The organism is Pseudomonas pharyngis, from assembly GCF_021602345.1.
Lineage (GTDB): Bacteria > Pseudomonadota > Gammaproteobacteria > Pseudomonadales > Pseudomonadaceae > Aquipseudomonas > Aquipseudomonas pharyngis.
The window spans coordinates 59460-71428 of record NZ_BQID01000020.1; the positions used below are offsets into that span (position 1 = coordinate 59460).

Annotated in this window: 11 protein-coding genes; 8 read left to right on the forward strand and 3 right to left on the reverse strand. The window is 60.8% G+C overall.

From position 1 onward, the window contains the following. Nucleotides 1-10: 10 nt before the first annotated feature. The gene (locus L6D74_RS27160; protein ID WP_236191149.1) at nt 11-1048 is read right to left on the reverse strand and encodes an NAD-dependent epimerase; all 1038 of its coding nucleotides are present in this window, start codon (nt 1046-1048) and stop codon (nt 11-13) included. Next, nucleotides 1045-2397: a UDP-glucose dehydrogenase family protein gene (locus L6D74_RS27165; protein ID WP_236191151.1), complete on the reverse strand. Its 1353-nt coding sequence runs from the start codon at nt 2395-2397 to the stop codon at nt 1045-1047. The genes L6D74_RS27160 and L6D74_RS27165 overlap by 4 nt, the downstream gene beginning before the upstream one ends. Nucleotides 2398-2779: 382 nt before the next feature. Here L6D74_RS27165 and L6D74_RS27170 point away from each other — a divergent pair, with 382 nt between their 5' ends. The 7 genes from L6D74_RS27170 to L6D74_RS27200 all read left to right on the forward strand — a co-directional run bounded on the left by L6D74_RS27170 (nt 2780) and on the right by L6D74_RS27200 (nt 9895). Next, nucleotides 2780-4477 (forward strand): sulfatase-like hydrolase/transferase, encoded by a 1698-nt coding sequence (locus L6D74_RS27170; RefSeq protein WP_236191153.1) that lies wholly within the window; start codon nt 2780-2782, stop codon nt 4475-4477. A 50-nt stretch (nt 4478-4527) separates the two neighbouring features. Further along, a complete protein-coding gene (locus tag L6D74_RS27175; protein WP_064595239.1) occupies nt 4528-5181 on the forward strand; it encodes an ABC transporter ATP-binding protein in 654 nt (217 codons plus the stop codon). Next, entirely contained in the window at nt 5178-7649 is a 2472-nt protein-coding gene (locus L6D74_RS27180; protein WP_236191164.1) for an ABC transporter permease, read from the forward strand. Before L6D74_RS27175 ends, L6D74_RS27180 begins: the two co-directional genes overlap by 4 nt. After that, a complete protein-coding gene (locus tag L6D74_RS27185) occupies nt 7639-8706 on the forward strand; it encodes a lipocalin-like domain-containing protein (protein WP_236191165.1) in 1068 nt (355 codons plus the stop codon). Before L6D74_RS27180 ends, L6D74_RS27185 begins: the two co-directional genes overlap by 11 nt. An 87-nt stretch (nt 8707-8793) precedes the next feature. Further along, nucleotides 8794-9036, forward strand: coding sequence for a hypothetical protein (locus L6D74_RS27190; protein ID WP_085648819.1), 243 nt, complete (start codon nt 8794-8796; stop codon nt 9034-9036). 11 nt (nt 9037-9047) lie between these two features. Then, the gene (locus L6D74_RS27195; RefSeq protein WP_236191168.1) at nt 9048-9227 is read left to right on the forward strand and encodes a hypothetical protein; all 180 of its coding nucleotides are present in this window, start codon (nt 9048-9050) and stop codon (nt 9225-9227) included. An 83-nt stretch (nt 9228-9310) separates the two neighbouring features. After that, nucleotides 9311-9895, forward strand: a complete 585-nt coding sequence (locus L6D74_RS27200) for a hypothetical protein (RefSeq protein ID WP_039767783.1) — start codon at nt 9311-9313, stop codon at nt 9893-9895. Nucleotides 9896-10220: 325 nt separating this feature from the next. Here the strand turns inward: L6D74_RS27200 and L6D74_RS27205 are convergent, their stop codons facing one another. Beyond that, nucleotides 10221-11042 carry a glycosyltransferase family 2 protein gene (locus L6D74_RS27205; protein ID WP_064595252.1) on the reverse strand — a complete coding sequence of 274 codons (822 nt, stop codon included), beginning with the start codon at nt 11040-11042 and terminating at the stop codon, nt 10221-10223. A 244-nt stretch (nt 11043-11286) separates the two neighbouring features. Here L6D74_RS27205 and L6D74_RS27210 point away from each other — a divergent pair. After that, on the forward strand, nt 11287-11969 hold a 683-nt coding region (locus L6D74_RS27210; protein WP_236191169.1), incomplete at its 3' end, for a VanW family protein.

The window sequence follows — 11969 nt, forward strand, 5'->3', positions numbered from 1 at the left end:
CCGCTGATGTTCAGCCGCGAACGGCGCGTGGGCGATAGGCAGTGGGGTAGTAATCGCGGAACCAGGCGACAAACCGCCCCAGTCCCTCATCCAGCTCTATCCGGGGCTGAAACCCGGTGGCCTGGGCCAGGTCGCTGGCCTCGGCGCAGGTATTGAGTACGTCGCCCGGCTGCAGCGGCAGCAGCTCGACCACGGCTTTCTGGCCGAGGTGTTTTTCCAGCAGGGCGAGATAGTTTTTCAGCGCCACCGGGTGCTGGCCGCCGATGTTGAACAAGCGCCACGGGGCCATGCTGCTGGCCGGGTCGGGTTGTTCGCGGTCCCACTCGGGATTGGCCCGGGGCGCCCGCTCGATCAGGCGTGCGATGCTTTCGATGATGTCGTCGATGTAGGTGAAATCGCGCTGATGCTCGCCGTAGTTGAACAGCTTCAGTGGCGAGCCTTCGCTGATGGCCTTGGCGAACTGGATCGGCGACATGTCCGGCCGGCCCCACGGCCCGTACACCGTGAAAAAACGCAAGCCGGTGCAAGGGATGCCGAACAGATGGCTGTAGCTGTGGGCCATCAATTCATTGGCTTTCTTGGTCGCGGCGTACAGCGACAGCGGGTGATTGACGCCGTCCTGCACCGAATACGGTGTGCGCTGGTTGGCGCCGTACACCGAACTGGACGAGGCGTAGATAAGGTGCTCGACCGGGTGCTGGCGGCAGCATTCCAGGATGTTGAGGAAACCATCGAGGTTGCTGTGCAGATAGGCCCGTGGATTTTCCAGCGAATAGCGCACCCCGGCCTGCGCCGCAAGGTGCACCACCACTTGTGGTCGTTCACTGCTGAACAGTGCTTGCAGCGCCGACGCGTCGGCCAGATCAATCGTGGCAAGCTGGAAATCTCCAATCTGCTTGCGCACCCAGTCCACCCGATCGTGCTTGAGCTGCGGATCGTAGTAGCCGTTGAAATTGTCCAGGCCGATCACCTGATGCCCGTCGCGCACCAGCCGCAGCACGCAATGAGCACCAATGAACCCGGCCGCACCGGTGACGAGGATTTTCATGGCCGCAACCCGTCAGGCGCGATATGGCGCAGGCCGATGCCGCTATAGTGCAGGCCGGCGGCTGCGACTTGTTCCGGGTTGTAGAGGTTGCGTCCGTCGATGATGACTTTCGAGCGCAGCTTGCTGGCCAGCAGCTCGAAATCCACGACGCGGAAATTCTTCCACTCGGTGCAGATCACCAACGCGTCGGCGTCTTCCAGGGTGTCGTCGCGGGTGGCGCACAGGTGCAGGTCATTACGGTAACCGTAAAGGCGCCGGCACTCGGACATCGCTTCCGGATCGTAGGCCTGCACGCTGGCGCCTTCGGCCCACAGCGCCTCCATCAGGTAACGACTCGGGGCTTCGCGCATGTCATCGGTGTTCGGCTTGAACGCCAGGCCCCAGATCGCGATGGACTTGCCGGCCAGGCCTTGAGGGAATTGCGCCCTGAGTTTGCTGAACAGAATGTGCCGTTGCGCGTCATTGACGTCGGTGACGCTGCGCAGCAGTTTCAATGGCATGCCGTTGTGTTCGGCGGTGTGCAGCAGGGCGCGCAGGTCCTTGGGAAAGCACGAGCCACCGAAGCCGCAGCCCGGGTAGATGAAGTGATAGCCGATGCGCGGGTCGGAGCCGATGCCCTTGCGCACCGCTTCGATGTCGGCGCCGAGCAGTTCGGTGAGGTTGGCCAGCTCGTTCATGAAGCTGATGCGGGTGGCGAGCATCGCGTTGGCCGCGTACTTGGTCAGCTCGGCGCTGCGGTTGTCCATGAACATCAGTTTTTCGTGGTTGCGGCAGAACGGCGCGTACAGCTCGCTCATCTGCTCGCGGGCCTGTTCGTCGCGGGTGCCGACGATGATCCGGTCCGGCCGCATGCAGTCGGCGAGGGCGCTGCCTTCCTTGAGAAATTCCGGGTTGGACACCACTCGCACCGCCAGACCATTTTTGCCGCGCCGCTGCAGTTCTTCTTCAGCGGTGTGCAGCACCTGATCGGCCGTGCCGACCGGCACCGTGGATTTGATGATCAACGTGCGATCGTCTTCCATGAAGCTTGCGATCTGCCGCGCCACGTTGAGCACATGGCTGAGGTCGGCGGAGCCGTCTTCATCGGCCGGCGTACCCACGGCGATGAAGATCAATGCGGCATGTTCCACTGCATCGCTGGCTTGGGTGCTGAATAACAAACGCCCGGCCTTGATGTTTTCTTCCAAAGTTGCCGAAAGACCCGGTTCGCTAATAGGCGGTACCGCCTGTTGCAGTTGTTTAATCTTGTTCGGGTCAATATCGACGCACAATACGCGATGTCCGACATCGGCAAGTGCGGCTGCTTGTATCAGGCCAACATAGCCCGTACCAAATACGCTCACGTCCATATTGGCGTGCCTCGTAAGACGGTGATGGAAGATTGAAAATGGAACTGTCAAAAGGGGTATAGCGCAGCGTGGGAAAAGCGTGTCAGCAAAATGACATGTTGCAAGGGTATAACACCCCCATTTTTGGGGGCGAAAGGCCATCAAGTGCTTGCTGTAGCTGGATTTGTCCCGTTCTTGACGTGTTCGAAGAAAACGATAAACGGTCGTAGGCCACGTATTTCAAGGGTTTTAACGACTTGGGTGTGTCAGATTTGAGTCAACGTTTTTTTGACGCTTTTTGATTATGTCCGACATTTCTTGCGCTTTAATGGCCCGGTGCTAGTGTCAGATTTTGACCGACAAACCCTTGACAACCTCTCGTCGGACGCACTCCGGAATTGCCATGTTTCGATATCTGAAAGAACTGCTTTTAATTATTTATCTATTGCTTTATTCCGAATATTACCTTGACCGTTTAAATGCGATGGGTATCGGTCTGGCAGTACTTCTTTTTGGCGCGATGTTTTTGACGCTGACTTTCGCATTAATACTGACAGCCTATATACGTCAGACTTTCATTCGGCATTTGTTCGCATTAACCCTGTTTGTTTCGGCGGTGTTCTTCGACGTTTACACGAGGGTCACCGCCGATTACCTGACCTATAGCAGTTTTGTCTCATTGGTGTACTCCGGCGGCTTCATCCAGGAAGCGGCGTATCAGTACCGGGGGGCGATCATCCACGGTCTGCTCAACGGGTTGCTGCTGTTGTTCGGGATCGGTCTCAAGCCCCGGCACACGATCCCGGTGCCCAACGCCTTGCGGATCGCTGCGCCGTTGTGCGGTGTGTTGCTGCTCAGCGCCGTACTGTTCGTGCGCGCCGGGGAGGGCGCGCGCGGGTTGCCGATCATGTACACGCCGCTGGCCTATCTGAACCTGTTCGGCTACGAAGCGCTGCACAACACCGTCGGTCCGCGTGAGCCGGTGACCCTGGCGCGCAATGGCCCGGCGGTCGGCCACGATATCGTGCTGATCATCGACGAGAGCATTTCCGGCAATTACCTGGATATCAACGCGCCGTTCGGCGTGCACAGCAACCTCAAGCAGGCCCGTCCCGGCGTCGAGATCTTCAATTACGGCTACGCGGCGTCCATCGCCAATTGCAGCGCCGACACCAACATCACCCTGCGCTACGGTGGCACCCGCGCCGACTACATGCGGATCAACAGCACGCTGCCGTCGATCTGGCAGTACGCGAAAAAGGCCGGCCTGCGCACGGTCTACATCGACGCTCAGCGCACCGGCGGCAACCTGCAGAACCTGATGAACGATGCCGAGAAAAAGGACATCGACGAATTCGTGCAATTCGACCAGACCAGCGTGCGCGACCGCGACATGGCTGCCGCCGCCAAGCTGATCGAACTGCTCAACGACGGTAAACCGCAGCTGGTGCTGATCAACAAGGTCGGCGCGCATTTTCCGGTACACGACAAATACCCGGACGCCTTCATGGCCTACCGCCCGACCTTGCCCCGCGGGCACTTCACGGAAGTCGCCGACACCGGTGAACGCACCGGCTTCAACGGCCAGCCGGATGACTGGGTGCTGTATCGCAATGCCTACAAAAACACGGTGCTGTGGAATGTCGGCGAGTTCTTTTCGCGGGTGTTTGCCCAGGCCAATCTGAACAACGCGCTGCTGATCTACACCTCCGACCACGGGCAGGATTTGCACGAACGCGGCAATCCCGGGCTCAACACTCACTGCGGCGGCGACCCGGTGGAGGAAGAAGGGCTGGTGCCGCTGGTAGTGATTCAGGGCGATCAATTGCAGACACTCGACTGGTCGGCGCAACTGGCGGCGAACAAGGATCGCTCCAGTCACTACAACATCTTCCCGACCCTGTTGCAGTTGATGGGCTACGACCTGCCGGGAATCGAAGCGGTGTACGGCAAACCGTTGAGCGTGGCGACGGCGGACGAATTCACCTTCAACTACCGCTTCAACGCGCGGCTGGGGGCCAAACCCGAGTGGAAACACATCGATCTGAACAGCATCGTGACGCCGGGTGAAGCGCCGACGAGTGTGGCGGTGGGTCAGTAACGCGTCGGTATCCGCTATCCTTGGCCGACACGGATCGATCGGATGGCGGCATGCTCCAGGTTCAAAACGTCTTCAAAAGCTACCTCACCCCGCAAGGCCCGTTGCCGGTGCTGCAAGGCATCGACCTGACGCTCAGGCCCGGCAGCAGTCTGGCACTGATGGGCGAGTCTGGCAGCGGCAAGAGCACGCTGCTGCACCTGATCGCCGGGCTCGACAAGGTCGACAGCGGCAGCATCAGCAGCGGTGAACATCGGCTGGACCGCATGAACGAGGCGCAACTGGCCAACTGGCGGCGCACCGAAATCGGTCTGGTGTTCCAGCAGTACAACCTGATCGGCAGCCTGCGGATCGAGGACAACCTGGCGTTTCAGGCGCGGCTCGCCGGGCGGCATGACCCGCGCTGGCAGCATCATCTGGTGCAGCGCCTGGGGCTGGGCGAATTGCTCAAGCGCTATCCCGAACAACTCTCCGGCGGCCAGCAACAGCGGGTCGCGCTCGGCCGGGCGCTGGCCGCGCAACCGAAACTGCTGCTGGCCGACGAGCCCACCGGCAGCCTCGACGAAGCCACCAGCGACGAAGTGCTGCGACTGTTGCTGGAATTGCTCGACGACACACCCACCACCTTGCTGATGGTCACCCACAGTCAGCGCGTGGCCGCGCGGCTGGCGGAGCGCGTGGTGCTGTCCAGCGGTCGGTTGACGTGAAGGTTTTCCGTCACGCGCTGATGGCGCTGCTCAGTCACTGGCGCCGCCATCCGGTGCAGTTTTTCAGTGTGCTGACCGGGTTGTGGCTGGCCACCAGTCTGTTGACCGGAGTCGAAGCCCTCAACAGTCAGGCGCGGGACAGTTACGCGCGGGCCAGCCAAATGATCGGCGGCGAACCTCAGGCCAGCCTCAGTACGCCGAACGGCGCAACGTTCCCGCAACAATGGTTCGTCGACCTGCGGCGTCTGGGCTGGCCGGTGTCGCCGGTGCTGCAAGGGCGCCTGATGCTCAAGGGCCACGAAAACCAGCGCCTGCAGTTGATGGGCATCGAACCGGTGTCGTTGCCCGGCGACAGCGCGGTGGCCGGGCAGGCGATGCCGATCGAGCGCATCGTCGAATTCTTCAGCCCGCCGGGCAGCACCTGGATTTCTCCCGAAACCTTGCGGGCGCTGAACCTCCCCGAGGGCGCGACCCCGGCCAGCGAAACCGGCCAGACGCTGCCGCCGCTGCGGGCGCAAACCGACATGGCCCCCGGCGTGTTGCTGGTGGACATTGGCGCCGCTCAGCGCGTGCTCGAACAACCCGAGCAACTGTCGCGCCTGCTGTTGCCGAAAGATTTTCACGCCGACGTCCCGGCCGCGTTCAAAGGCCAGTTGCAGCTCAAAAGCAGTGGCGAGGAAAACAACCTTGCGCGTCTGACCGAAAGCTTCCACCTCAACCTCGATGCGCTCGGGTTTCTCTCGTTCATTGTCGGTTTGTTCATCGTCCACGCGGCCATCGGTCTGGCGCTTGAACAACGCCGGGGATTGCTGCGCACCTTGAGGGCCTGCGGGGTCAGTGCGCGAATGTTGATCGCTTGCCTGATCGTCGAGCTCGGCGCGTTGGCGTTGATCGGCGGGCTGTTCGGCGTGGTCAGCGGTTATTGGCTGGCGAGCGTGCTGTTGCCGGATGTCGCCGCCAGCCTGCGCGGTCTGTACGGCGCGGAAGTGGCGGGGCAGTTGCGTCTGAGTCCGTGGTGGTGGTTCAGCGGCATCGGCTTGAGTCTGCTCGGCGCATTGTTGGCCGGGGCCAACAGTTTGTTGCGGGCGGCGCGTCTGCCGTTGCTGGCGGTGGCGGATCCGCAGGCTTGGCATCAGCAACATGCGCGCTGGTTGCGGCGTCAGGGTTGGGTGGCCGGCGTGTGTGCGGCGATTGCCTTGGCGGCGCTGGTGTGGGGCAACAGTCTCGCCAGCGGTTTTGTGTTGATGGCGGGGCTGTTGCTCGGCGCCGCGCTGGCGTTGCCGGTGTTGCTCAGCGCGCTGCTCAACGGTTTGCTCGGGCGCAGCCGTTCGGTGCTTGGGCAGTGGTTTCTCGCCGATTGCCGCCAGCAATTGCCGGCGCTGAGTCTGGCGCTGATGGCGTTGCTGCTGGCGATGGCGGCGAACATCGGCGCCGGCAGCATGACCGCCGGTTTCCGCCAGACCTTCAACGACTGGCTCGAACAACGGCTCACCGCCGAGCTCTACCTGAACCCGAGCAACCCGGCGCAGGCGCGAGAGCTGTCCACCTGGCTCAAACAGCAACCGAGCGTCACCGCGATCATGCCCAACTGGCAGGTTTCGGTGACGCTGCAAGGCTGGCCGGGGGACGTGTTCGGCATCATCGATCATCCGCACTATCGCCAGCACTGGCCGCTGCTCGAATCTCGGGGTGATGACCCGTGGGCGGCGCTGGCCAAGGACGATGCGGTGATGCTCAGCGAACAACTGGCGCGTCGCTTGAAAGTGACGCCGGGCGATCACCTGACGATTCCCACGCCGGGCGGGTCGTGGTCGCCGCGTATCGTCGGGATCTACGCCGACTACGGCAATCCCAAGGGCCATGTGCTGGTCAACAGCAATCACCTGCTGCGCGGTTGGCCGCAGTTGACGCCGAACCGCTTCAACCTGCGCATCGACCCGCCGAACATCCCGGCGCTGCTCACGGCCTTGCAGGCGCGCTTCCAGCTCGACGACAACCGCATCGTCGATCAGGCGCGGCTCAAGGGCTGGTCGGTGCAAGTCTTCGAACGCACCTTTGCCGCGACCGCGGCGCTGAACAGCCTGACATTGGCCGTCGCCGGCGTGGCGCTGTTCATCAGCCTGCTGACCCAAAGCCAGAGCCGTCTCGGCCAGCTCGCACCGTTGTGGGCGCTGGGGGTGACGCGGCGGCAGCTGATGCTGCTCAATCTCGGGCAAACGTGGCTGTTGGCGCTGCTGACGCTGGTGCTGGCGTTGCCGTTGGGCATCGGTCTGGCATGGTGTCTGGACGCGGTGATCAACGTGCAGGCCTTTGGCTGGCGTCTGCCGCTGCGGGTGTTTCCATGGCAGTTGCTGCAACTGATGGGGCTGGCGCTGCTGGCGACCTTGCTGGCCTCGGCGTGGCCGCTGTATTCGCTGTACCGCACGCAACCGGCGGACTTGCTGAGGACGTTTGCTCATGAGGACTAGGTTTGCGCTGGTGTTTTTGGCGTTGTTGCTCGGTGGTTGCGACAACCCCACAGCGGAGCAGAAGGGTTTCGCCGGCATGGGCGCTCAGGCACAGGCGTTTACACCGGTGGTGCCGGGGCGGGTGTTCAGCTTCCCGGCGGATCACGGCGCCCATGACGGCTTTCGCATCGAATGGTGGTACGTGACGGCCAATCTCAAGGATGCGCAGGGCAACGATTTCGGCGTGCAGTGGACGTTATTCCGCAGCGCCCTGAACGCCTCGCCGCAGCAACCGGGCTGGGCCAACCAGACGATCTGGCTCGGGCACGCGGCAGTGACCTCGGCCAGCGTCCACCACGCCGCCGAGCGTTATGCCCGTGGCGGCGTCGGGCAGGCCGGGGTGCGTGCGGCGCCGTTCGAGGCGTGGATCGATGACTGGCGTTTCGTCAGTCAGGCGAGCGATCCGCTGGCCGACCTGCAACTCAGCGCCCGGGACAAGAACTTCAGCTACCAGCTGCGCCTGACCTCCAGCCGCCCGCTGGTGCTGCAGGGCGACAAGGGTTTCAGCCAGAAATCCGAACAGGGCCAGGCGTCGTATTACTACAGCCAGCCGTTTTTCCAGGCCAGCGGCACCCTGCAGATCGGCGGTCAGACCTACACCGTCAACGGCCCGGCCTGGCTCGACCGCGAATGGAGCAGCCAGCCGCTGACCGCCAATCAGACGGGCTGGGACTGGTTCTCCCTGCATCTGGACGGCGGCGAACACGTCATGCTGTACCGCATGCGCCAGAAGGAAGGGGTGCCGTACCTGACCGGCACGTGGATTGCCGCTGATGGCCAGACCGAAACCCTGCACGCCGAGCAGATCAAGCTGACCCCGCAAGGCACTGCGGAGGTCGCCGGCCGCTCGATGCCGGTGCGCTGGTCGATCGAGATCCCGACGAGGAATCTGCAGATCACCCTCGATGCAATCAACCCCGACGCCTGGATGAACCTGCGCATTCCGTATTGGGAAGGGCCGGTGCGCCTGAGCGGCAATCGGGGCGGGCAGGGCTATCTGGAGATGACCGGGTACTGATTCCGCGCACCGTACCTGCGAAGGAATCGATTGGAACTCTGTCCAGGATGCCCCCTCTACCGAGGAACATGGCCGAGGATCCGATCCATGAGCGAGGAACTGAAATCTCCAGACCTGACGACCTGGCAGCAAATGTTTGACGATCAGACGTACTGGCAACAATCCCCGGATGCCCATTACTTCGATCTGCAGCGCATCGCTGACGATTTGCTCGGCCAAGGTGCCATCGATCTTGAGCAGTGGCAGATTCTCAGAGCCAAGGCCGATGACCTGCACAAGGACTCGCCCGCCATGAACGTCGTGCGGGAACTCGACGACCCCGAAGCCTGAGGAGGCCTGGAATGAAAACTGTCCCTGATAACGAGCACCCCGACGAACCTCGTCCGCCGGGTGAAACCGAGCGCGACAACGACGCACTGCGTCCCACCGATCCCAAACAGCGGCAGAGCTCCGGGAAAGGCACCGCCAGTGGCGAGTCCACCGCGCAGGACACCGCGCAACGATCGCGGAACAAACCCTGAAGGGCGTCTATGCTCAGTGGCACATCCGTCGCTGACCACGTTGGCGATGGGTGCTGCCATCCATCACAGGGAATGTACCGCTTATGAAGCTCCAAGCACTGACGCACGCCATAGCACTTGCCACCGTCCTTTCTACGGCCAGCCTTTCGGCGATGGCCGCCGATATCCCGCTGTCGGCCGCTGTCGAGGCCGACCGGGTCACCACCAAAGTGCTGGCGGTTGACCCTGCCAATCATCAAGTGGTCCTGGAAGGCGCGGAAGGTCGCCAGGTGCACATTCAGCTCAGCGACAAGGCGAAAAACCTCGGTAATTTGAAAGTGGGCGATCTGGTACAGATCGAAGTGACCCGCTCTGTGGCCGCTTATCTGGACACCGACGTGGATAAAGGTCTGCCAGGCTCCACCGAGCGCACCGGTGAACTGCGCAACGCCGTGGGCAGCAGCAACCCCGGTGGCGAGGCCTTCCGCCAGGTTCAGGTGCAACTGAAAATCACCAAAATTGATTTGGCGACAAACCAGGTTACCCTGGAAAACCCTTCGGGCCAGTCGAAAACCCTCAACGTCGAAAAGCCTGAGATTCAGGCCAAACTGAAAGATTTGAAAGTCGGGCAAAGCGTCGTGGTCACTTACACCGATGTATTAAAAGTGACCAGTCAGCATGAAAGTTGAGTATTGACTCTACAGAATGGCTGTTCTTGTACAAGTAATTGTATGAGAACAGTCATATGAAGTATTCGAGGTGGTGATGTCAGAAAGTTTGTCGGGAAATATCGACGAATATTTTCTTTAACTTTTCAGTACATAAATTTCATGTTGAAGCAGGACGACATATCCGCCAATTTCCATTAAAATCCTTCGCGTTCGCCCAGTGTCAGGGCTCTTTACCGGTGCATGGATTGCCAGGCCATTACACTGGGCGAACACCTCCTCGGAATGGAGGCCAAAGAATTCAGATGCAAAAAGGGCGACTTTGAAGTCGCCCTTTTTTATTGTCTTACGATTTGGCGGGTCGCATGCCCTGTTGTAACTGAAGGCGCTTGAGCGTTTCCTGATACATGGTGGTGCGGCGGTGCTGTTTGCCGTATCCACCGATCGCGGCCACGGTGCCGGCCTGAATGTGATCCAGGTAGCGGAAGATCGTCCGCGGCGAGAGGCATTTGATGCCGTAGCCAAGGCTGCTTAAACGATCCTGCAGCGTGTATCCCGGGACCCGGTCGTCCATCGAAAAATGCAGCCCGTGAGCCTTGATCAACCGAGCGTTCCACAAGGTGCAGAAGCTTTTCAGGTGAGTTTCCCGGTAGGGTTTTGGATCTCGGGACGGCAACCCGAAATGCTGTTTTGCCCGGCGGAAATAGTGTTTGAAATAACGAGAAGACAAACGCCAGGTGTCTCTAAGGACGCCTCGATCCAATTGTTCGACGCAACCAACCGCCGCTGTATCCAAAGATTGCATGCACTCATTCATCATCATCGAAAAGACAGTACTGTCAAAAACGAAAGTATCGGTGTGCAGCAAAAACAGGTAATCGGTTTCAACTTTCGCAAGTGCCAGATCAAGTGCCTTGCCATGAGCAATATGCCCCGCTTCCTTGCCGGGAGAAGGGCGCTCGATCAAGTTGATCCAGTCCAGAGACCGCAAGTAAATCAGGCTTTCATCGGCAGAATCGTTGTCCACCACCCACACCGGAATTTGATGCTCCTTGACATACTGCTGGAGAAACTCCAGGCACATCCGGGTTATTTCCGGCGTCTTGTAATTGACCAATACAAGACTGAAGGCGGGCAGTTGTTTAGAGGTGGAATCGATCGCACTCATGGTCCGGGCTCACTTCAAGTTGAAGGGTTCTGCTGACGGCAATCAGCACACAGAACCGCTGCTTTGTGGCCCGGATGGTAGGGACGCAACCTTAGTTGAAGCTTAATTTCCGAGCGCCCGGGCCTGGCGACTTGTTACGGCTTGCGACACCGGTGAGGCGCTTGGCGATCAAGCGCGGTTCCACGGTAAGATGCGCCGCCCTTTCAAGCTCAAGGAAGACAACGGCCCGCGCCGTTCGCCAAGGATGAAACCACTTTCCCTCTACCACCCGGCCCTTTACTGGCTGCGCGTGTGGCAAAAAAGACTGTTCCGCCACATTGCCTGGCACTGCTCGAGCAAACGCTACGCGCGGCCTGCCACGACGTCCGAGCGCCTGCCTTACCGCTACCTCAAACACACCTCAAAACTGATCCGCAAACTCGGCGACTCCGACCTCGCGCTGCAACACAACAAAGTCATCAACCTCAAACTCGCCGTCGCCGCCATCGACGGCGTCACCATCGCCCCCGGCGAATATTTCTCCTTCTGCCGCCTCGTCGGCCGCCCGACCCGCCAACGCGGCTACGTCGAAGGCATGGAACTCTCATTCGGCGAAGCCCGCACCGGCATCGGCGGCGGCATCTGCCAACTCAGCAACCTCATCCACTGGATGGCCATTCACTCACCTCTGGTCGTCACCGAACGCGCCAACCACAGCTTCGACCCCTTCCCGGACGACGGCCGCGTCCTGCCATTCGGCTCCGGCGCGGCGATCTTCTACAACTACATCGACCTGGTACTGCACAACCCGACGGATCGCAGCTTTCAGCTGAAGTTGAAGGTGGGGGAGACGCAGCTGGAGGGGGAATTGTTGTGTGATCGGGAGCGGGCTTATCGGTATCACGTGTTCGAGGTGGGGCATCGGTTTGTGCGGGAGGGGGAGCGGGT